Here is a 19311-nt window from a genome sequence, read left to right on the forward strand (position 1 = left end):
CATGACGATTCTGCACAGCGACATCCTGCGCGCCGAGGACGAGGACATCCCGTCGAACGCGGCGACGGTGGCGGCGCGCGCCGAACGGTTGCTCGCGGCGTTGAACGCCGCGCGTGAGGTGTTCGTCGCGCACGGCTATCACGGCGCGAGCATGGATCAGATCGGTCTGCGGGCGGGCATGAGCAAGCCCGTGCTCTACACCCTGTACGCGAACAAGCTCGATCTGTATCTGGCGGTGCTCCAACATCATCTGGACCGGATGGTCGGCGGGATCCGCAACGCGCTGACCGGCGCGAGCGGCCAGGAGGACAAGGTCCGGCGCGCGGTGCGGGCGTACTTCGACTTCGTCGACGACGACCCGGACGGGCATGTGCTGATCTACGAATCGCCGGTGCCGAGCGAACCGAGCGTGCGCTGGCGGGCCCGGCACGCCTTCGGGGAGTGCGCGGTGCTGGTGAGCGCCGAGTTGCGCGCGGCCGGGATGGACGACGCGCGGGCGTTCGCGTGCGCGTTCGGGGTGGTCGGGGCCAGTCATCAGGCGGCGCGGCTGTGGCTGGACACGGGCAGGCCGATTCCCAAGCAGGACGCGGTGGAGACGACGGTCGCCCTGTGCTGGAACGGTTTGGCCGGGATCGGCTGATCGCGGGAGGAGTTCAGTCGGCGATGGCGGGCAGGGGGCTGCCGTCGAGGAGTTCGTCGCTGGGCAGGCGGCCGATGAGGACGGCCAGGGCACGCTTCCAGCGGCGCACGACCGCTTCGCGTTCGCCGAGGGTGCCGGTGAGCATGGCCGTCATGGACAGGCCGGTGAGCAGGTCGATGGTGAATTCGACGAGGACTTCCGCGCGCGGGTCCGAGGCGTACGGTTCGCCGACGACGGCGAGGTAGAGCCTGCGCATCTCGGTGAAGACGCGGCGCTCCTCGTGGACGAGGCGTTCGCGCAGCTCGGCGTCGGTGCGGGCGGCGACCCACAGGTCCAGGGCGGTGAAGAAGGCCGGGCTGTTGAGGTCGCGCCAGGCCAGGTCGACGATCGATTGCAGCCGGTCGCGGCCGGCAGGCAGGAGTTCGGCTTCGCGCTGGAACTGTTCCAGCCGCAGGTCGACGACGCGGGTGGTGGCCGCGATGAGCAGTTCCGCGCGGGTGGGGAAGTGGTGCTGCACGGTGCCGCGGGCGAGTCCGGCGCGTTCCTGGACGGCGCTGACGGTGGTCGCCGCGTAGCCGCGTTCGAGCAGGCATTCCGCCGTGCAGGCGAGGATCAGGGCCCTGGTCGAGGCCCGGCGTTCGGCCTGGGTGCGGCGCGGTTGTTGCAGGGTCACCCGACAAATCGTACGCGGTGACGGTAAGAAGGGCGAACGCCGGGCGAATCGGTGCGTGATTGCCTATTGACGCAGAGACAGCAACCTGATGCAATCAAGAAACCGTACGCAGTAACTGTTTCTTCCGAGTGAAGGGCTGCGATGACGCAGATCTCTCATATTCGCCGGGGCGCCGGCTCGCCGATCGTGCTGGTGCACGGGCTCGGTAGCCGCTGGCAGATCTTCGCGCCGGTGATCGATCTCCTGGCCGAGCGCCACGAGGTGATCGCCCTCGACCTGCCGGGATTCGGCGACACGCCGGCACTGCCCGGTGTGCTGCCCGGCCCGCGCGGGTATGCCGACTGGCTGGCGCAGTGGCTCGGCGACAACGACATCCGGCGTCCGCACGTCGTCGGCAGCTCCATGGGCGGCGGTATCGCGCTCGAGCTGGGGCGTTCCGGTGTCGCCGCCGCCGTCACCGCCTTCTCCCCGGTGGGCTTCTACGGCGGGCCCGGCCTGCGCTGGGTCCAGGGTTCGCTGACCGCCATGCGCGCGGTCGCGCGCTTCGCCGGTCCGGCGCTGGACAAGGCGGTCGCCTATCCCGCCGGGCGCGCGGCGCTGCTGGCCGTCATGTTCGGGCATCCGACCCTGGTCGCCCCCGACGCGGCCCGGGTCGACCTGGCCGGATTGGCGGGCGCGAGCTCGTTCGCCGCGGCCCGCGACGATTTCGCCACCTACGTCCTGGACGCGAGCGACGACCCCGGCGCGCTCACCGGCATCCCGGTGACGATCGCCTGGGGCACCCGCGACGTGGTGCTCACCCACCGCACCCAGAGCGCCCGCGCGCGAGCGGTGCTGCCGTTCGCCCGCCACACCGATCTGCCCGGTTGCGGCCATCTGCCCTTCAGCGACGCCCCCGAGCTGTGTGTTCGGACCATCCTCGACAACCGGAGTGCGCCATGAAACCCTCGATCGCGGTCATCGGCAGTGGATTCGGTGGCCTGGCCGCCGTGATCGCGTTGAAGAAACGGGGCTTCGACGACATCGTCGTGTTCGAGAAAGCCGACGAGGTCGGCGGCGTCTGGCGCGAGAACACCTACCCCGGCGCGGCCTGCGATGTGCCCTCGCCGTTCTACTCGTACTCCTTCGAGCCGAATCCGCGCTGGCCGCACCGCTTCTCGCGGCAACCGGCGATCCTGGACTACATCCGCGACGTTGCCGACAAGTACGACGTGCGCCGCCACATCCGCTTCGGCACCGAGGTCACCGGTGCGGCGTTCGACGACACCACCGGCAAGTGGACCGTGCGCCTGGATTCGGGCGACTCGGTCGAGGTCGACGTCGTCGTGCCCGCGGTCGGCCAGCTCTCCCGGCCCGCACTGCCCGCCATCGAAGGCCGGGAGACGTTCGCGGGCACCACTTTTCATTCCGCCGAGTGGAACCACGACATCGATCTGACGGGCAAGCGCGTCGCGGTGATCGGGACCGGGGCCAGCGCGGTGCAGTTCGTGCCCGAGATCCAGCCGCGCGTCGGGAAACTGACCCTGTTCCAGCGCACCGCGCCCTACATCGTCCCGCGCCCGGATCGTGAATTCAGCGACCTGCACCATCGGGTGTTCGAGAAGCTGCCGGTGACCGAGCTGGCCGAGCGCGGCACCTGGTACAGCGTGGTCGAGGGGCTCAGCCTGGCCTGGGTCTACGCCAAGCCGCTCGCCGCCACCATCCGGGCGATCTCCAAGTGGCACATGCGCAGGCAGACCGCGGCCAAGCCGGGCCTGTTCGAGCAGGTCTGGCCGGACTATCCGATCGGCTGCAAGCGGATGCTGTTCTCCGACAGCTACCTGCCCGCGCTGACCCAGCCGAATGTCGAGGTGAGCACCGACAAGATCACCGGGATCACCCCGGCCGGGGTGTGCACCGCCGACGGGCGCGAGCACGAGGTCGACGTCATCATCTGGGGGACCGGGTTCAAGTCGACCGAGTTCCTCGCGCCGATGGCGATCACCGGCACCGGCGGGCTCGAACTCGACCAGGAGTGGCGCACCGGGGCGCACGCCTACTACGGCATGACCGTGCCGCGGTTCCCGAACCTGTTCATCATGTACGGGCCCAACACCAATACCGGTGGCGGCTCGATCATCTACTTCCTCGAGGCCCAGGCCGAGTACCTCGGTGACTACGTCGCCCATCTCGCCGCGACCGGCGCGCCGCTGACGGTGCGGCCCGAGGTCGAACAGGCCTATGACGCCCGGATCCAGGACCAGCTCACCGACAGCGTGTGGAGCCGGTGCTCGTCGTGGTACCGGCAGGCCGACGGCCGGATCACCACGAACTGGCCGCTGCTCGGAATCCAATACAAGAAGCAGGCGCGATTCGACGCCGCCGACTACGAGGTGATCTCCGCATGACTGACTACGACTACGACGTGATCGTCGTCGGCTCCGGATTCGGTGGCAGCGTCACCGCGCTGCGGCTGACCGAGAAGGGCTACCGGGTCGGGGTGCTCGAATCCGGCAGGCGCTGGAACGCCGAGGACTACCCGAAGACGAACTGGAACATCCCCAAGGCCATCTGGGCGCCGCGGCTGGGCCTGACCGGGCCGCAGCGGATCAGCGTGCTCGGCAAGTGCTTGGTGTTCAGTGGCTCCGGTGTCGGCGGTGGGTCGCTGATCTACGGCAACACCCTCTACGAACCGCTGCCCGAGTTCTATCAGGACCGCGCGTGGGCGCACATCACCGACTGGAAGAGCGAACTCGCGCCCTACTACGACCAGGCCAAGCGGATGCTCGGCGTCGTGGAGAACCCGCGGATCGGCCCGAAGGACGAAGTGCTGCTGCAAGTCGCGCGCGGGTTGAACGTCGCCGACACCTTCCATCGCACCCAGGTCGGGGTGTTCTTCAACGAAGGCGAGGAGGGTGTCGAGGTCGCCGACCCGTACTTCGGTGGCGCCGGTCCGCGGCGGGCTGGTTGCATCCACTGTTCGGACTGCTTCACCGGGTGCAAGCACAACGCCAAGAACACCACCACGGTCAACTACCTGCACCTGGCGGAAAGCCGGGGCGCGCAGGTGCATCCGCTGACCACGGTCACCTCCGTCGCGCCCGACGGCGACGGTGGCTACCGGGTCGAGACCGTCGCGTCCAACGGGTGGCTGCGCAAGGAACGGCGCACCTTCACCGCGCAGCAGGTGGTGTTCGCCGCGGCCGCGCTGGGCACCCAGAAACTGCTGCACAAGCTGCGCGCCGACGGTTCGCTGCCGCAGCTCTCGCCCCGGGTCGGTGAGCTGACCCGCAGCAACTCCGAGGCGATCATCGGCGTCACCAGCAAGTCCCGCAAGGACTTCTCCCAGGGCGTGGCCATCACCTCCTCCATCCATCCCGAGCCGCAGACCCACGTCGAGGTGTGCACGTACGGCACCGGGCAGAACGCGCTGTTCCTGCAGACGGTGCCGATGGTCGACGGCGGCGCGTTCCGGTTCCTGCGCCTGCTGTTGACGATGCTGCTGCACCCGATCCAGTTCCTGCGGTCGCAGAACGCGCACGGCGCCTCGAACCGGTCGGTGATCCTGCTGGTCATGCAGTCGCTGGACAACTCGCTGACCTCGTACCTCAAGGGCCGCAGGCTGGTCACCAAACAGGGCAGCGGTGAACCGAATCCCGCGTGGATCCCGCTCGCGCACGACATCGCCCGCAAGTACGCCGACGAATGCGACGGTGTCAGCGGCAATATCGCCACCGACATCTTCAACATCCCCGCCACCGCGCACTACATCGGTGGCTGCACGATCGGCGATTCCAGCGACACCGGCGTGATCGACCCGTACCAGCGGATCTACGGCTACCCGGGCCTGCACATCGCCGACGGCAGCGCGATCACCGCGAACCTCGGCGTCAACCCGTCGCTGACCATCACCGCCCAGGCCGAACGGGCGATGGCGTTCTGGCCCAACAAGGGCGAGGCCGATCCCCGCCCGGCGCTGGGTGCCGGCTATCAGCGAGTCAGCCCCGTCGCCCCCACCCGGCCCGTGGTCCCCGAGTCGGCGCCCGGCGCGCTGCGCCTGCCCGCATGACCCGCTCCGGAGAGGACGCCATGACCGCCACCGCACAACTCGCCGCGCTCGAACCCGCCTGCACCAGGGCGGCGGCGCTGGCCCTGTTCGACAGTCTCCCGGCGGTGTCGCCCGCGGAGCTGACCGGCCGATGGCACGGGCGCGAGCTGGCCACCGGGCACGGGCTCGACGGGCTGCTCGCGGCATCGGGCTGGTACGGCAAGCAGTTCGACGGCGTCGACAGCGTGCATCCGCTGCTGTTCCGCGCTCCCGCGGGCGAGATCTTCGCCGTCGACCCGAAGCGGGTGCCGCTGGGTATCGCCGACAAGGTGCCGCACACGCTCGTACGGCGTGGCCGCGGCCTGCTCGGGGTGCTGAAGCCGGCGTTGCGCACCCGTGACTATCGGGCGCGGTTGCGGTCGGTGGAGCATCGTGGGGTCGTGACGGCGGCGATGGTCTACGACCATCTGGCCATCATCGACGTGTTCCGCCGGGTCGACGAGGACACCGTGTTCGGTCTGATGGACTTCCGTGACCTGCCCGATCCCTATTTCTTCGTTCTCGGTCGGGACTGACACACAACACCGCTGGTGAATCGGCGGGATCAAGGGTAGGCATGGGATATGGAACGGCTCGTCGAAAGGACGGCAGGCCATGGCTACACATCCCGACCCGTGGGCGACACACGTGGATCCGCACGTACACAGGTTCCCTGATACCGAACGCACCTTCCGCTCCCACGCGGGGGAATCCATCCAGGACTCCCTCAACTGGCCCGGACTGCTCCTCATCGGCATCGGCATCGTCTTTCTCGCCGCGACCTTGACGGCCGCGGGTTCCGGCTTCGCCGGGTGGGCAGTGATCGCAGGGGTGATCTGCGGCGTGTGTCTGCTGACGGGAGTGACGATCGTGCTGGCCGAACATCGCCGCATCAAAGTCGGCGAGGGACTGCACCTGACCGACCCCGCCGGTCACTGAGGGTGCGGCCGTAGTCCACGTCCGGGCGGGTTTCACCCGCCCGGACGGTGGTCGTCGTGTCAGGTGCGGCGGCTCTCCAGCCCGTCCAGGATCAGGTCGAGGCCGTAGGCGAACTCGGCGGTGTGGTCGTAGCCGGGTCGCAGCGCGTGGTCGACGATGAGCTCGGTGAGGTACGGCAACTCGCCGTCGGGCAGGCTCGCGAGGATGTCCGACGCGACGTCCTCGACCTCGGTCGGCGTCGTCACCGGCAGATTCGCTTCCTGCAGGACATAGCCGCCGACGTAGCTGTCGATCAGCGAGACGGCGTGCGCCGCCATCGGCAGCGTGAAACCGGCCGTGCGCAGCACCCCGAGCGCCGCGTCGTGGTGGCGCAGCGTCGCCGGGCCGGGATGGCGGCGGGAGTCCATCAGGCCCAGTGCCCAGGTGTGCTGGGCCAGGACCCGGTGTGCCGAGTGCGCGCGGGCGCGGATGGCGTCGCGCCAGTCGTCGTAGTCGGTGGGGGGCAGGTCGATGGCGGCGAAGACCGCGTCGACCACGCCGTCGAGGATCGCGTCCTTGTTCGGCACATGGTGATACAGCGACATCGCCTCCACCCCCAGTTCCTGGGCGACCCGGCGCATCGTGATCGCCTCGGCGCCCGCGCGGTCGGCGACGCGGATGGCGGCGTCGAGGACGCGTTCGCGGCTGAGGGGTGGTCGGGTCATCGCAGCTCCCAGGGTGGACGGCCTTGACAGTCTTACACATGTAAGTCAGCCTTACAGGTGTAAGACCAGCCGGGATGTCACAGTGAGGAGAGCCCGATGCCGATGCCGCGGTGGTGGGGTCACATCAACAAGCGGGTGTTCAATCCGCGCGCGATCAAGGGCGGGAAATGGCCGGTGCTCACCCACGTCGGCCGCCGGTCGGGGGTGACGTATCACACGCCCCTGGACGCCTATCCCGTCGACGGGGGCTACCTGTTCGTCCTCGTGTACGGCGCGCGCTGCGACTGGGCGCAGAACGTGCTGGCCGCGGGCCGGGCGCAGCTGCGGGTCGACGGGCGGGAACTCGATCTCACCGCCCCGGTCGTCGTGGGGGAGGCCGAAGCGTTCCGGGCGCTGGCCGACGACGTGACCCGGCCACCGAAGCTGCTGCGCATCACCGAGTTCCTGCGGATGGACCTGGCCGCCTGATCCGCTCGCGGTGATCGCAACACTGGACAGCGCCGATCGTGCGCCGACGAAACGATTGGACGGGCGTCCATCTTTGCCGCACTGTTGACGTTCATGAGCGAACATCCGGCCCAGCGGCGCACTCTCGCCGTGCTCGTGACGGCCCAGATCTTCAGCGGGGCGGGACTGGCCGCGGGCATCACGGTCGGCGCGCTGCTGGCGCAGGACATGCTCGGATCGACCGGGCTGGCCGGTCTGCCCAGTGCCCTGTTCACCGTCGGGTCGGCGGCGGCCGCGATCGGCGTCGGCCGGATCTCACAGCGGACCGGACGCCGGGCCGGCCTCACCGCCGGGTATCTGGTCGGGGCCCTCGGCAGTTTCGGTGTCGTCGTCGCGGCCGTCACCGGGAGCATCGCCCTGCTGTTCGCGTCGCTGATCGTCTACGGCGCGGGCACCGCGACCAGCTTGCAGGCCCGGTACGCGGGCGCCGATCTGGCGACCCCGGCGCACCGGGCCCGCGCCATCAGCACGGTGCTCGTCGCGACGACGGTCGGCGCCGTCGTCGGCCCGAACCTGTTGCACCCCATGGCGAGTCTGGCCATCGCCTGGGGCATCCCGCCGCTGTCGGGGCCGTTCGTGCTCTCCGGCACGGCCTACCTGCTCGCCGGTCTGGTGCTGTGGGTGCTGCTGCGACCGGATCCGCTCGTCCTGGCCCGGGACATGGCGGTCGCCGACGCACCCGCCGCCACCGATGATCCGACGCCGACCAGGACCTGGTCGGCGCCGATCGTGGCGGGCGCGACCATCATGGTGGTGACCCAGCTGGTGATGGCGGCGGTCATGACCATGACCCCGATCCACATGCAGCACCACGGCCACGATGTCGGCGCGGCGGGCATCGTGATCGCGGTGCACGTGGCCGGGATGTATCTGCCCTCGCTGCTGTCGGGCATGCTCGTCGACCGGATCGGCGCCGGTAGGGTCGCCGTCGCCGCGGCGGGCACCCTGGTCGCGGCCGGACTGGCCGCCGCCCTGGCCCCGCCGAGCTCGGTGCCCGCGCTGGCCGCCGCCCTCGGCCTGCTCGGGCTGGGCTGGAACCTGGGCCTGGTCGCGGGCACCACGATGATCGCCGACGCCACCCCCGTGGCGACCCGTGCCCGTACCCAGGGCACCGTCGACGTCGGGATCGCCGTCGCGGGCGCGGGCGGCGGCCTCGGCTCCGGACTGATCGTCGCGGCGGCCGACTACCCCGGCCTGGCCTACCTCGGCGCGGCGATCGCGCTGCTCATCGTCCCGGCGCTGGCCTGGAGCACGCGCCGCCCGCCCGCCGGGACGCGGCCACGTCCGGTGGATGCCCGCGTCGACGGCTGACCGTTCTCGTGCGATGATCGCCGGATGACCGGCCCGGCCAGCACCACCCGCATCCTCGGCCTCCTCGGTGGCGTCGCCGTGATCCTGCTGCTCACCAACTGGAGCCCGATGCGCGCGGTCGCCTACGCCGTCATCTGGTCCGTGGCGGCCGTCGTCCTGGTCGTGCGCGATCGCCGACGGCCCGCGGAGACGTCCACCCCGGAGTAGCCGCCAATCGTGTGGACCCGATGAGGCGGCGACCCTAGGATCGTCGGATCGTGTCCGGGCAGTGGGGGTAGTGGTCGTGTCAGCCGTACGCAACGGTGCCAGCTGGATCGTCTCGTTCGTCCCGCTGCTCTCCCTCGGCCTGCTGACCTGGCCGGTATTCACCGTCCTCGCCGTGCGCGCACGGTCGTGGCCGCTGGCCGGCGCCGCGCTCGCGTACCTGGGGCTGCTGGTCCTGGAGATCTGGGCGATCGAGTCGGACCCGGTGCGCGACACCGTCTTCGACGTCTGCCTGTTCGGGCTGATGGTGGGCGGCACCGCCCACGCGATCGCGGTGCGGCGTCGATGGTTCCGGACCGCGCCGGTCGCGGTGGACCTCGACGTGGTGTCGGCCGAATACGCCGTGGTCGCGGCCGGGACGATCACCGTCGACACCACCCAGACCGTCGAATCCGCACCGGCGCAACGAGTGCTTGACGAGATCGATCAGCTCGTCGAGGAGAGCATGCGCGACGGTGAACCCCGCATCGGCTACGACTACGACGACCCGACCTACCCCGACTGCCCCAACCCGCACTGCGAGGAATCGTGGCACGGGCTGGCCATCACCGAGCGGATGGAGCTGATGCGCGACTACGGCGAGGTCGATGTCGACTACGACTACCACGCCGACGACAGCCTCGTCCTGTGCCCGGGCTCGGCCTTCGCCGGGGAGTGGCCGACCCCGCCCCGTATCCGGGAGCCGGAACATCCTGTGGTGCAGGTGGATCCGGCGCCGGAGCCCGATCCGATGGCCGAGGCCGCCGCCCGGGCCGACCGGCTGTGGACGGCACTCGCGCGACCGGCGCTCGCCCTCGTGGTCACCAGCTGGCTACTCGCGCTCGTCTCGATGTTCCTGGCACCGACGCAGTGGCGCTGGCTGACGGTGCTCGTCGGTGCCGTGGCGCCGGTGTGCGTCGGCTGGCTGTACGGGCGGCGCGCCGAGCTCTTCCCCGCCGGTTACGTGCGCGTCCACGTCCTGGCCCGGCCCGCAGTGGTCTTCGCCGTCGGGCTGGTGGTGTGCGCGGGCTGGCTGCCGTTCCGCTGGGCACGCAACCCACCGCTGGAGGCGGCGGACGGATACTTCGCGCTGATCGTCGCGTGTGCGCTGGCCTGCGTCGGGCACGCGGTCGTGCAGATCGGCCGGGTGCTGCCGGTGGGCGCCGCCGAGACCGATCCGAAGGCGCACGGGGAGAACCTGGTCGTGCTCGGCTTCGGCTGGATGATGTTCGGTCTGCCCAGCACGTTGCTGTTCGGATGGGTCACGAGCTACTGGGCGTACCAGCCGAGCGCGGTGTGGGCGGCGGTCGCGATCAACGCGCTCCTGGTGGCGGCCCTGTTCGTGGAGGCGGGCACGATCAAGATCATCACGAAAGCCCGGGACGACGGCGATCTTCCGATGATCGTGTTCTTCACCATCGGGGCGGGCGCGCTGCTGGTGTGGTCGTCGCTGCGGATCGCGGCGACCGTGTTCCAGTCGTGAGGTCGGTCGTGGGCGAGAATGAGCGGGTGCTGATTCGCATCGTGGGGACCCGGATGCCCGGCTCGTCGTGCCGACCCGTGGGAGCGCCGCGCTACACCGACATCCACGTCGGGGTGCAGCGCAAGAACCGCCCGCGGGAACTTCTCGATCCTCAGCCCGGCGACGCGGAATCGGTCGGCTGGACACTGGACTGCACCGTCGACGGCACCGACGTGCGCGGACCCCACGTGCAAGGCCGCCCGGGCGAGCGGTTCGTCTACCTCAGCTGGACCGCGGCGGGCGAAGACGGCACCCCCACCATGTTCCGCCGCGCGAAACTCATGCTCGCCGACGTCCCCGCGGATGTCCTGGCCGCCGCGACGATCTCCGGAGTCCTCGAGGCCCGGCTCGGACTCACCGACGCCACCGGAAACCCGGTGTGCGCGCGAGTGACACCGCCTGCGATCGCCTGGACCGCCGGGGCCTGACCATCAGGCCGAGACGGGTTCGCGGCCGGAGCCGTCCAACGGGGGATAGTTGTCGCCCCCGATGCGCTGGGCCGCCGCGATGTAGTCGGCCAGCGCGTCGCGGGACCGGGCCAGCCGGTCGATCTGCTCGGTGATCCGCCGCATCCGTGATCGCATGGCGCCCAGCAGTTCCGGGCACCCGGGCAGCTCGGGGACCTCGCCCTGCGCGCACGGCAGCAGATAGGCGATGTCGTCGGAGGACAGTCCAGCGCCCAGCAGATGCCGGATCTGCTGAACGCGCAGGACCGAGCCCTCGTCGTAGACGCGATAGCCGTTCGCGCTCCGGTCGGCCGTGAGCAGGCCCTGCGCTTCGTAATAGCGCAGCTGATGGGCATTGACACCCGTCCGATGGCTCAGTTCGCCGATCCGCATCCGCATCCTCCACTTGACCTTCACACCGGTATGAACGTCGACGATGCTGCCATGAACAACACCACCGCCACACCCGTCACCGTTCTCGGACTCGGCCTGATGGGCCGTGCCCTCGCCGGCGCGTTCCTGGACGCCGGGTACCCGACCACCATCTGGAATCGCACCGCCGCCAAGGCCGACGAGCTCGTGGCCCGCGGCGCCCGCCTGGCCCCGACAGTCGGCGACGCCGTCGCCGCCGGGTCCCTCACGATCCTCTGCGTCACCGACTACCCGGCCGTGCGCGACCTGCTCGGCGACACCGTCCTCGCGGGCGCGACCCTGCTGAATCTGACCTCCGGTGACTCGGCCCAGGCCAGGGAAACCGCCCGCTGGGCCGGATCGCGCGGCGCCCGCTACCTCGACGGCGCCATCATGGCCATCCCCTCGACCATCGGGACCGCCGACGCGGTCATCCTCCTCGCCGGCGCGCACGACGACGTCACCGCGCACCGATCGACCCTCGACACGCTCGGCACCGTCCGTCATCTCGGTGCCGACCACGGGCTCGCGTCGCTCTACGACGCCGCCGGTCTGGCCATGATGTGGAGTGTGCTCAACGCCTGGCTGCAGGGCACCGCGATGCTGCGGGTCGCCGGGGTCGACGCCGCCACCTACGCGCCGTTCGCGCAGGAGATCGCCGCCGGTGTCGCGACCTGGCTGCCCGGATACGCCGCCCAGGTCGACAGTGGCGCGTTCCCCGCCGAGGTCGCCGCGCTGGAGACCGACGCGCGGTCGATGGCGCACCTGATCGAGGAGTGCGAGGCCCTGGGCGTCAACGCCGAACTGCCACGATTGTTCAAGGCGATGGCCGATCGCGCGATCGCCGCGGGACACGGCGGCGAGCAGTATCCCGTGCTGATCGAGGAATTCGGCACGCCGCACCGCTGATCCGCTCGGTGCTGTCGGGCGGCAGCGTAGGCCGGGAATCTCAGCAGGCGGCCACGAATGTCGCGACGTCGTCGGCGATCTCGGCGACGCTGGGCATCGCGGCGATCTCGTCCGCCACCGATCGGGCGGTGGCGGCGAGGCCGGAGTCGCTGATCAGGGTCGTGAGATGGTCGGCGGTGATCGCGCGGGCGGCGACCGACAGTCCGGCGCCGCGGCGCTGCACCGCGGTGGCATTCCAGGCGCGGTCGCCTGCGGCGGGGGTGGCCAGCTGCGGAACTCCCGCCCGCAGAGCGGCGAAGACCGACCCCGCACCCGCGTGATCGACCATGGCGGTGCAGTGTGGGAGGGCCTCGTGCAGGGCGATCCAGCCCGTCGTGCGGACATTGCCGGGAAGATCGCCGGTGCGCGCGATCGTGCGGTTGGGTCGGACGATGACGATCTCGGCGTCGACCTCGGGCGCCGCGCGAATGATCGCGCGCAGCATCGCGTCCGGGCCGTCACCGAGCATCGTGCTCCGGGTGACCAGGATGCGCGGACGGGTGGCGGGTTCGCGCAGGAACGCCGGTGTGGTGACGCCGGGCGGGGCGTACGGGGTGTAGCGCAGTGCGCGCCCGCTCACCTCGACGATGCTCGGTGGCGCGATCGACAGCGTCTGCGCCGGTGCGGGGACGTCGGTGTCGGTGAGCAGGCGCAGCAGCTCTCGGCGCAGGACGGTGCCGTCGTCGAGGGCGATGTTGTGCAGGATCGTGGGCACGCCGAGCTGGGCGGCCACGATCGCGGCGGCCGCGGCGAACGGCTCGTGCACGATCAGCTGGGGCCGGAACTCGCGAGCCGCCGCGAGCAAGGGCGCGAGCATCGGCCGGTTGGTGACGGCGAAAACCCGGGCGCCACCGCGTGGCTCGGCCATGCCGTGCGCCGAACGCACCGCCAGCAGGGGATGGGTGCCGAGACCGCGCACCGCCGAGCGCAGGTAGTGGATCGGCGGGGCCACCTCGGTGACCGGGATGTGCTCGCCCACCGCGTCGGCGGCGGCACCGCCCGTGGCAAGCAGGACCTGGTGCCCACGCCGCTGGAGCAGGGTGGCCAGCGGCATCATCGGGAACAGGTGCCCGAGCAGCGGCATCGCCACGAACATCACTCGCATCAGGCCTCCGTCGCTCGTGTGGCCGCGTCCCGGGCCCCTGCCGTCATACGGAACAGCGGCGTGCCGGGTTCACCCGGTCAGCCGGCGGCACCGTGATAGAAGAATTCGCCCAGGCCGATCGTGAACACCAGGCAGCCGTAGAGCGCGTGCTCGACGGACACGGTCAGCAGCGAGCGGGTGCGCCGATAACGCTCGGCGAACAAGAATCCGGCGGCCGTACTGAGCAGCACCGACAGCCAGCTGCCGAACATCAGGTGCGCGATACCGAACGCGGCGGCACTGGCGGCCACCATCCGGGTGCCGTCACCGAACACCGGCGCATATCGGTGGAACAGGAACGCGCGGAACAGCAATTCCTGCGGATACACGCTGACCAGCGGATAGAACACCAGCACCAGCACCCACAGCAGGGGCCGTTCGCGGGGCAGATCGAACAGCGACGCCGGGCGCAGCACCGCGACGGCGATCCCGAGCCCGACCGCGGCGATCGCCCACACCGCGAGCATGCCAGGCAGCGCGGCCCGCAGTGCCTCGGGCCGCCAGAAGTCGCGGCGGTCGAATCCGGTGCGGCGCAGATACACGACCACACCACCGGTGACGACGAGCAGGAACGGCAGCGGCCCGACCCCGCGCAGGAACACCGCGTACAACACGGCCACCCCGAGGAAGAGGACGACGAATTCGACTGTGAGCCATGTCTTCCGGCTACTCACGCCGGTATCGACGGTCATGCGTCCGAGCCTAGCGGCGCCGGCACGATCGCGCCGGGCCGGAATCAGCCCAAGGTGGCCAGCAGCGCGGGCAGGGCCGTCCCGATGGGCTCCCGGATCACCTCGTCGGCGAGGGCGTCGTAGGGCGTCGGTTCGGCATTGACGATGACCAGCCGGGCGCCGTGCTCGGCGGCCATCCCGGCCAGCGAGGCGGCGGGCTGCACCTGCAGACTCGTCCCGACCGCGACGAACACGCCGCACGCCTGCGCGATCGCCATCGCGTGGGCGAGCACGTCGGGATCGAGGGCTTGGCCGAACATGACGGTGGCCGTCTTGAGGATGCCGCCACACCGCAGGCAGGCCGGATCGTCCTCGCCCGCCGCGATTCGCGCCAGCGCCGCCTCGGTGGTGGTGCGGTCACCGCATTCGGTGCAGATCGCGGTGCGGGCGTTGCCGTGCAGTTCGACGACCTTGCGGTCGGGCAGGCCGGCGAGCTGGTGCAGGCCGTCGACGTTCTGGGTGAGTACCCGCACCGGCACCCCGCTCGCGGCCAGCGCGGTCACGGCGTGGTGGGCGGCGTTGGGCTGGGCGCGCCAGGCCGGGTGTTCGCCGCGCATGAGCCAGGAACGACGGCGGATGTCGGGATCGCGCATGTAGTAGTCGTAGGTGACCAGTTTCTGGGCGTCGGGGTCGCGCTGCCATAGGCCCTGCGGTCCGCGATAGTCGGGGATCCCGCTGTCGGTGGAGACACCGGCGCCGGACAGGATCGCCACGAGAGATCGGCTGGTCATGGGTTCAGCGTAGGGCGACCGGTCGGGGTGGTCGACGAGATTTCCCGGTGCCGATCTCACCGAGGGGGCTGCCCAATCTGGCTATTGCACGCTAAAGTCTGCTCTGAGTGAAACGAGTGGAAGGCAGACGATGACGTCGACAGCAGTGAAACAGCAGGTACTCGAACTCGGTGGGGCATTCATGATCTCGCGCGAGGCCAAGGAATTCGGGCAGGCGGTCGGGGTCCCCGGCTTCCACGGCACCTACACCCGCGGGCGGGGCGGTGTGCTCGGCGACGTCGACGCCGATGTCGTCTCCGCGGCCTTCGGCTTCTTCGAACCCGGATGTATCCGGGCCGCCTGGGAATCGGTGCCGCTGCCCGCGGCCGACGCGGCCACCGCCTACCTCGCGGCCTGCCACGACTTCGGCAGGCGCAAACTCGCCGCCTACGACGACGCGGAGCGGCTCGCCGAACTGCTCGGCCGGGTCGTCGCGGCCGCGCCGTCGACCGGACTGCCGCTGTTCGCCGGCTGGCGCGCCATGCCGCTGCCCACCGACAGCCGGGCGGCCGCGCTCCAATTGACCCATGTGCTGCGCGAACTGCGTGGTGGCCTGCACCTGATCGCCGTGCTCGCCCACGGTCTCACCCCGCTGCAGGCGATCCTGATCGCGGGTTCGCCGATGTCGGACGGCCCGACCCACGCGCGCATGCTCGGCTGGTCCGAACCGTTCGAGCAGATCACCGACGATCAGCGGGCCCGCTGGGACGCCGCGGAGGCCCTCACCGACGAGCTCATCGCGCCCTGTTTCGAGGATGCCCTCGACGCCGCCGAACGCGACGAGCTGGCCGCCCTGATGGCCGCCGCGCACACCGCCGCGCTGGTGCGTTAGGAACCGATGACGTCGCGACCGCGGCCCACGATCAGCGGGTCCGCGGTACCGACGATCTCCTCGTCCTTGTTGTCGTACTCGAAGCGGTTGAGCACGTGACGCATCGCGTTGAGCCGGGCCCGCTTCTTGTCGTTGCTCTTGACCACGATCCACGGCGCGTGATCGGTGTCGGTGTGCTCGAAGTTCTCTTCCTTGGCCGCGGTGTACTGCTCCCACTTGTCGAGTGAGGCCAGGTCCATGGGGGACAGCTTCCAGTGCCGGACCGGGTCGACCTGGCGGATGGCGAAGCGGGTGCGCTGCTCCAGCGGTGATACCGAGAACCAGAACTTCACCAGGTCGATGCCGTCGTCGACGAGCATCCGCTCGAACAGCGGCACCTGCGCGAGGAACCGGCGATGCTGTTCGGGCGTGCAGAATCCCATCACCCGCTCTACCCCGGCCCGGTTGTACCAGGACCGGTCGAACAGCACGATCTCACCCGCGGCGGGAAGGTGCTCGACATAGCGCTGGAAATACCACTGGGTGGATTCGCGCGCCGAGGGCTTCTCCAGCGCCACCACGCGCGCGCCGCGCGGATTCAGATGCTCCATGAACCGTTTGATCGTGCCGCCCTTGCCCGCGGCGTCGCGGCCCTCGAACACGATGACGATGCGGCGCCCGGTCGCCTTGGTCCAGTTCTGCAGCTTCAGCAGCTCGATCTGCAGCAGCCGCTTCTCCAGCTCGTACTGATTGCGGGCGAGGCGCTCGTCGTAGGGGTAGCCCTCGCGCCAGGTGTCGACGATCAGCCCGCCGGGGGCGGTGAGCAGCAACGGATCGTCGTCGTCGCTGTCGTCGACGGTGAACGCCGAGGTGTCGGCGAGGTTCACGGCGGTGGCCAGATCGGCGATCTCGCTGACCTCACGGGGGATCGGACGCGTGTCGACATCGGTCATCTCGCGGACGCTAGACGACGAGCGTGTCGGCGAGGTGAACATGCGGTGTGGGCCGCCCTCAGGACACCGTCGCGGTGTGCGGCAGGTCCTCGACCGAGGTGCCGACCAGTACCGTGAACGTACCCGGCTCGACCGCCCAGCCATGGCCGTCCCAGTGCTCGAAAGCGCGCCGGGGGAGGGCGATGTCGACGGTGCGGGTTTCCCCGGGCGCGCAGGTGACGGCGGCGAATCCGGCCAGCCAGCGGACCGGCCGCTCGATCGCGCTGGTCGGGCGGGACAGGTAGGCCTGGACGACATGCTTACCCGGCCGGTCGCCGGTATTGGTGACGGTCAGCGACACCGTGCGGCCCGCGACGACGAGTCCGCCGGTGGACCAGGTCGTGTAGCCGAGTCCGTGCCCGAACGGGTAGGCCGGTGCGGTCCCCGCCCGCAGCCAGGCGCGGTAGCCCACGTGGATGCCCTCGGCGTAGTCCAGGACGCCGTCGACGGGGGTGGTGTCGAGCACGGGCACCTCGGCCATCGTCTTGGGCCAGGTCGTGGGCAGCCGACCGCCGGGTTCGACGGCCCCGGTGAGCACATCGGCCAGCGCGGCACCGAACTCCTGGCCGGGAAACCAGGCCAGCAGCACCGCGGCGACGTCGTCGCGCCACGGCATCTCCACCGGCGCACCGGAATTCACCACCACCACGGTGCGCGGGTTGGCCGCGGCCACGGCGGCGACCAGGTCGTCCTGGCGACCGGGCAGGCGCAGGGTGGTGCGGTCGACGCCCTCGCTCTCGATCTGCTCGGTGGTGCCGACCACGACGACGGCGACCTCGGCGGCGCGCGCGAGTTCGACGGCGGCGGCGAACTCCTCGTCGTCGGGGCGCTGCGGGCGGCGGACGCCGAGCGTCGCCCCGAGGACGACACCGAACCCGGGCACCGCCGCCGCGCCGAGATCGATCACCACCCGCACATCGACCTCGTCCCCGGCGGCCAGCGTGCGCGTCACCTGACGTTGCGGCGGATCGAGCAGAACCGCCGCCGGATCGCCGGAGTCGAGCGCGACGTGCTCGTCGATGACCGTCGTGCCGTCCAGGTCGAGCCGGATGTGCCCGACACCGGCGACACCGATCTGCCACGCGCCCGTGACGTCGGCGCGCAGCCGCGCGTGTACCTCCACCGTCGTGGCCCGCGCGGCCAGCGGCTCGCCGAGCAGGACCAGCCGGCTCGCGGAGCGGTGCTGGACGCCGAGTTCGGTACCCGCGGCGAGGTAGCGCACGGACAGGCCGGGTTCGCCGGTCGCGGGATCGGTGACCACCGACAGCGGCGCGGGCACGAGATCCTCCGACAGGCGCACGCCCGCGGTGTAGGTGACCGGCAACGTCGCCGCCAACCCCTCGACCGGGGAGGTGGTGTGGCCGGGAATCACCGTCGCGCTGCCGCCGCCGAGATAGCGGGGTTCGCCCGCGGACGGGCCGACCAGCGCGACCGTCGTCCGCGGCGCCAACGGCAGGACACCGTCGTTGCGCACCAGCACCATCGCCTCGGCGGCCACCGCGCGTACCAGGTCCCGCGCCCGCGCGTCGGTGAAAACCGGTGTGCTCCGCGGCGTTCCGTCCAGCGCGCCGACCCGGATCGCGAAACGCAGGATGCGGCGCACCTTCTCGTCGACGGCCGACTCGGGGATCGCCCCGGCCCGGATCCGCTCGGCCAGCGGCTCGCCCCAGAAATACGGCGGACCCGGCATGCACAGGTCGGTGCCGTGGGCGGCGCTGTCGGTGGTGCGCACCGCGGTCCAGTCCGACACGACCACACCGTCGAATCCCCAGCTGCCCTTGAGCGGTTCGTCCAGCAGTGGGTTCTCGGTCATGGTGACCCCGTCGACCGCGTTGTAGGCGTCCATGATCATCCACGCGCCCGCGTCGACGGCCCGCTCGAACGGGTACAGGTACAGCTCGCGCAGGGCCCGCGCGCCGACGCGCACGTCGACGGTGAAGCGATCGGTCTCCGAATCGTTGGCCACGTAGTGCTTCGGGCACGCACTGACGCCGTGCGCCTGCACGGCCCGCACATACGCCGCCGCCAGCTCGCCGGTCAGCAGTGGATCCTCGGAGAAGCATTCGAAGTGCCTGCCGCCCACCGGCGAACGATGCAGGTTGATCGTCGGCCCGAGTACCGCGTACACGTTCTTGCGGCGGGCCTCGGCGGCGATGAGCGCGCCGATCTCGTCGAGCAGCGCCGGATCCCAGGTGGCGGCGATCGCGGTGCCCGAGGGCAGGCTCACCGACGGATCCCGCTCGTCCCAGTTCTCGCCGCGCACCCCCGACGGACCGTCCGACACCGGCATCTCGGCCAGCCCGATCGCGGGATCACCGGCCAGCCGGAACAGGCTCGCGCCGGAGATCAGCCGCAGCTTGCCCGCCAGATCCAGTGTGGCGAGCAATTCCTCGATGCGGTCGTCCATAGCCCTGCCTTTCGGTCCCGTCGGTGGTGTGCGTGTCCTCGACGAA

The 19311-nt window shown here is 70.5% G+C and carries 21 protein-coding genes; 13 read left to right on the plus strand and 8 right to left on the minus strand.

Annotated elements, in window-relative coordinates; genetic code table 11:
- Position 1 precedes the first annotated feature (1 nt).
- Positions 2 to 640 carry a TetR/AcrR family transcriptional regulator gene (locus AB0H54_RS20685; RefSeq protein ID WP_355272254.1) on the plus strand — a complete coding sequence of 213 codons (639 nt, stop codon included), beginning with the start codon at positions 2 to 4 and terminating at the stop codon, positions 638 to 640.
- A 13-nt stretch (positions 641 to 653) separates the two neighbouring features.
- Here AB0H54_RS20685 and AB0H54_RS20690 read toward each other — a convergent pair whose 3' ends face one another.
- Positions 654 to 1313, minus strand: a complete 660-nt coding sequence (locus AB0H54_RS20690; RefSeq protein WP_357346934.1) for a TetR/AcrR family transcriptional regulator — start codon at positions 1311 to 1313, stop codon at positions 654 to 656.
- Positions 1314 to 1454: 141 nt separating this feature from the next.
- Between AB0H54_RS20690 and AB0H54_RS20695 the strand changes: the two genes are divergently transcribed.
- The 5 genes from AB0H54_RS20695 to AB0H54_RS20715 all read left to right on the plus strand — a co-directional run bounded on the left by AB0H54_RS20695 (position 1455) and on the right by AB0H54_RS20715 (position 6318).
- Positions 1455 to 2255 (plus strand): alpha/beta hydrolase, encoded by an 801-nt coding sequence (locus AB0H54_RS20695; RefSeq protein WP_357346935.1) that lies wholly within the window; start codon positions 1455 to 1457, stop codon positions 2253 to 2255.
- Positions 2252 to 3700, plus strand: a complete 1449-nt coding sequence (locus AB0H54_RS20700; protein ID WP_357346936.1) for an NAD(P)/FAD-dependent oxidoreductase — start codon at positions 2252 to 2254, stop codon at positions 3698 to 3700. Before AB0H54_RS20695 ends, AB0H54_RS20700 begins: the two co-directional genes overlap by 4 nt.
- Positions 3697 to 5361 (plus strand): GMC family oxidoreductase, encoded by a 1665-nt coding sequence (locus AB0H54_RS20705; protein ID WP_357346937.1) that lies wholly within the window; start codon positions 3697 to 3699, stop codon positions 5359 to 5361. The genes AB0H54_RS20700 and AB0H54_RS20705 overlap by 4 nt, the downstream gene beginning before the upstream one ends.
- Positions 5362 to 5381: 20 nt before the next feature.
- Positions 5382 to 5915, plus strand: coding sequence for a DUF4334 domain-containing protein (locus AB0H54_RS20710; RefSeq protein WP_357347549.1), 534 nt, complete (start codon positions 5382 to 5384; stop codon positions 5913 to 5915).
- Between the two features lie 79 nt (positions 5916 to 5994).
- Positions 5995 to 6318, plus strand: a complete 324-nt coding sequence (locus tag AB0H54_RS20715) for a hypothetical protein (protein ID WP_355272246.1) — start codon at positions 5995 to 5997, stop codon at positions 6316 to 6318.
- A 59-nt stretch (positions 6319 to 6377) separates the two neighbouring features.
- Here the strand turns inward: AB0H54_RS20715 and AB0H54_RS20720 are convergent, their stop codons facing one another.
- Positions 6378 to 7022 carry a TetR/AcrR family transcriptional regulator gene (locus tag AB0H54_RS20720; RefSeq protein WP_357346938.1) on the minus strand — a complete coding sequence of 215 codons (645 nt, stop codon included), beginning with the start codon at positions 7020 to 7022 and terminating at the stop codon, positions 6378 to 6380.
- A 96-nt stretch (positions 7023 to 7118) separates the two neighbouring features.
- Here AB0H54_RS20720 and AB0H54_RS20725 point away from each other — a divergent pair, with 96 nt between their 5' ends.
- The 5 genes from AB0H54_RS20725 (at position 7119) to AB0H54_RS20745 (ending at position 11033) form a co-directional block, all read left to right on the plus strand.
- On the plus strand, positions 7119 to 7490 hold the full coding sequence (locus AB0H54_RS20725) for a nitroreductase family deazaflavin-dependent oxidoreductase (protein WP_357346939.1): 372 nt from the start codon (positions 7119 to 7121) through the stop codon (positions 7488 to 7490).
- A gap of 93 nt (positions 7491 to 7583) precedes the next feature.
- Positions 7584 to 8840: an MFS transporter gene (locus AB0H54_RS20730; RefSeq protein WP_357346940.1), complete on the plus strand. Its 1257-nt coding sequence runs from the start codon at positions 7584 to 7586 to the stop codon at positions 8838 to 8840.
- A gap of 24 nt (positions 8841 to 8864) precedes the next feature.
- On the plus strand, positions 8865 to 9047 hold the full coding sequence (locus tag AB0H54_RS20735; protein WP_355272239.1) for a hypothetical protein: 183 nt from the start codon (positions 8865 to 8867) through the stop codon (positions 9045 to 9047).
- A gap of 76 nt (positions 9048 to 9123) precedes the next feature.
- Positions 9124 to 10566, plus strand: a complete 1443-nt coding sequence (locus AB0H54_RS20740) for a hypothetical protein (RefSeq protein WP_357346941.1) — start codon at positions 9124 to 9126, stop codon at positions 10564 to 10566.
- A 26-nt stretch (positions 10567 to 10592) separates the two neighbouring features.
- Entirely contained in the window at positions 10593 to 11033 is a 441-nt protein-coding gene (locus tag AB0H54_RS20745) for a DUF5990 family protein (RefSeq protein WP_357346942.1), read from the plus strand.
- A 3-nt stretch (positions 11034 to 11036) separates the two neighbouring features.
- Here the strand turns inward: AB0H54_RS20745 and AB0H54_RS20750 are convergent, their stop codons facing one another.
- Entirely contained in the window at positions 11037 to 11444 is a 408-nt protein-coding gene (locus AB0H54_RS20750; RefSeq protein WP_357346943.1) for a MerR family transcriptional regulator, read from the minus strand.
- Between the two features lie 51 nt (positions 11445 to 11495).
- On the opposite strand from AB0H54_RS20750, the gene AB0H54_RS20755 reads away from it, so the two are divergent.
- Positions 11496 to 12371, plus strand: a complete 876-nt coding sequence (locus tag AB0H54_RS20755) for an NAD(P)-binding domain-containing protein (RefSeq protein WP_357346944.1) — start codon at positions 11496 to 11498, stop codon at positions 12369 to 12371.
- Positions 12372 to 12411: 40 nt separating this feature from the next.
- Here AB0H54_RS20755 and AB0H54_RS20760 read toward each other — a convergent pair whose 3' ends face one another.
- The 3 genes from AB0H54_RS20760 to AB0H54_RS20770 all read right to left on the minus strand — a co-directional run bounded on the left by AB0H54_RS20760 (position 12412) and on the right by AB0H54_RS20770 (position 15016).
- Positions 12412 to 13515 carry a glycosyltransferase gene (locus AB0H54_RS20760; RefSeq protein WP_357346945.1) on the minus strand — a complete coding sequence of 368 codons (1104 nt, stop codon included), beginning with the start codon at positions 13513 to 13515 and terminating at the stop codon, positions 12412 to 12414.
- A gap of 77 nt (positions 13516 to 13592) precedes the next feature.
- Positions 13593 to 14246, minus strand: a complete 654-nt coding sequence (locus AB0H54_RS20765; protein ID WP_357346946.1) for a CPBP family intramembrane glutamic endopeptidase — start codon at positions 14244 to 14246, stop codon at positions 13593 to 13595.
- Between the two features lie 44 nt (positions 14247 to 14290).
- A complete protein-coding gene (locus AB0H54_RS20770) occupies positions 14291 to 15016 on the minus strand; it encodes a Sir2 family NAD-dependent protein deacetylase (RefSeq protein WP_357346947.1) in 726 nt (241 codons plus the stop codon).
- A 130-nt stretch (positions 15017 to 15146) separates the two neighbouring features.
- On the opposite strand from AB0H54_RS20770, the gene AB0H54_RS20775 reads away from it, so the two are divergent.
- A complete protein-coding gene (locus tag AB0H54_RS20775; RefSeq protein ID WP_357346948.1) occupies positions 15147 to 15887 on the plus strand; it encodes a hypothetical protein in 741 nt (246 codons plus the stop codon).
- Here the strand turns inward: AB0H54_RS20775 and ppk2 are convergent.
- Positions 15884 to 16819, minus strand: a complete 936-nt coding sequence (ppk2, locus tag AB0H54_RS20780) for a polyphosphate kinase 2 (protein ID WP_357346949.1) — start codon at positions 16817 to 16819, stop codon at positions 15884 to 15886. The two genes, AB0H54_RS20775 and ppk2, sit on opposite strands and share 4 nt — an antisense overlap.
- A 58-nt stretch (positions 16820 to 16877) precedes the next feature.
- Positions 16878 to 19265 (minus strand): glycoside hydrolase family 3 C-terminal domain-containing protein, encoded by a 2388-nt coding sequence (locus tag AB0H54_RS20785; protein WP_357346950.1) that lies wholly within the window; start codon positions 19263 to 19265, stop codon positions 16878 to 16880.
- Positions 19266 to 19311: the final 46 nt, after the last annotated feature.

Source organism: Nocardia sp. NPDC050718 (assembly GCF_040654235.1).
Lineage (GTDB): Bacteria > Actinomycetota > Actinomycetes > Mycobacteriales > Mycobacteriaceae > Nocardia.

What these genes read in the sequence shown, in the direction of transcription:
- AB0H54_RS20720 (WP_357346938.1), bottom strand. Translation starts at nt 7,022, where the DNA reads ATGACCCGACCACCCCTCAGCCGCGAACGCGTCCTCGACGCCGCCATC.
- AB0H54_RS20755 (WP_357346944.1), top strand. Translation starts at nt 11,496, where the DNA reads ATGAACAACACCACCGCCACACCCGTCACCGTTCTCGGACTCGGCCTG.
- AB0H54_RS20730 (WP_357346940.1), top strand. Translation starts at nt 7,584, where the DNA reads ATGAGCGAACATCCGGCCCAGCGGCGCACTCTCGCCGTGCTCGTGACG.
- AB0H54_RS20695 (WP_357346935.1), top strand. Translation starts at nt 1,455, where the DNA reads ATGACGCAGATCTCTCATATTCGCCGGGGCGCCGGCTCGCCGATCGTG.
- AB0H54_RS20770 (WP_357346947.1), bottom strand. Translation starts at nt 15,016, where the DNA reads ATGACCAGCCGATCTCTCGTGGCGATCCTGTCCGGCGCCGGTGTCTCC.
- AB0H54_RS20760 (WP_357346945.1), bottom strand. Translation starts at nt 13,515, where the DNA reads ATGCGAGTGATGTTCGTGGCGATGCCGCTGCTCGGGCACCTGTTCCCG.
- AB0H54_RS20750 (WP_357346943.1), bottom strand. Translation starts at nt 11,444, where the DNA reads ATGCGGATCGGCGAACTGAGCCATCGGACGGGTGTCAATGCCCATCAG.
- AB0H54_RS20715 (WP_355272246.1), top strand. Translation starts at nt 5,995, where the DNA reads ATGGCTACACATCCCGACCCGTGGGCGACACACGTGGATCCGCACGTA.
- AB0H54_RS20725 (WP_357346939.1), top strand. Translation starts at nt 7,119, where the DNA reads ATGCCGATGCCGCGGTGGTGGGGTCACATCAACAAGCGGGTGTTCAAT.
- AB0H54_RS20685 (WP_355272254.1), top strand. Translation starts at nt 2, where the DNA reads ATGACGATTCTGCACAGCGACATCCTGCGCGCCGAGGACGAGGACATC.
- ppk2 (WP_357346949.1), bottom strand. Translation starts at nt 16,819, where the DNA reads ATGACCGATGTCGACACGCGTCCGATCCCCCGTGAGGTCAGCGAGATC.
- AB0H54_RS20710 (WP_357347549.1), top strand. Translation starts at nt 5,382, where the DNA reads ATGACCGCCACCGCACAACTCGCCGCGCTCGAACCCGCCTGCACCAGG.
- AB0H54_RS20700 (WP_357346936.1), top strand. Translation starts at nt 2,252, where the DNA reads ATGAAACCCTCGATCGCGGTCATCGGCAGTGGATTCGGTGGCCTGGCC.
- AB0H54_RS20705 (WP_357346937.1), top strand. Translation starts at nt 3,697, where the DNA reads ATGACTGACTACGACTACGACGTGATCGTCGTCGGCTCCGGATTCGGT.
- AB0H54_RS20765 (WP_357346946.1), bottom strand. Translation starts at nt 14,246, where the DNA reads ATGACCGTCGATACCGGCGTGAGTAGCCGGAAGACATGGCTCACAGTC.
- AB0H54_RS20775 (WP_357346948.1), top strand. Translation starts at nt 15,147, where the DNA reads ATGACGTCGACAGCAGTGAAACAGCAGGTACTCGAACTCGGTGGGGCA.
- AB0H54_RS20735 (WP_355272239.1), top strand. Translation starts at nt 8,865, where the DNA reads ATGACCGGCCCGGCCAGCACCACCCGCATCCTCGGCCTCCTCGGTGGC.
- AB0H54_RS20785 (WP_357346950.1), bottom strand. Translation starts at nt 19,265, where the DNA reads ATGGACGACCGCATCGAGGAATTGCTCGCCACACTGGATCTGGCGGGC.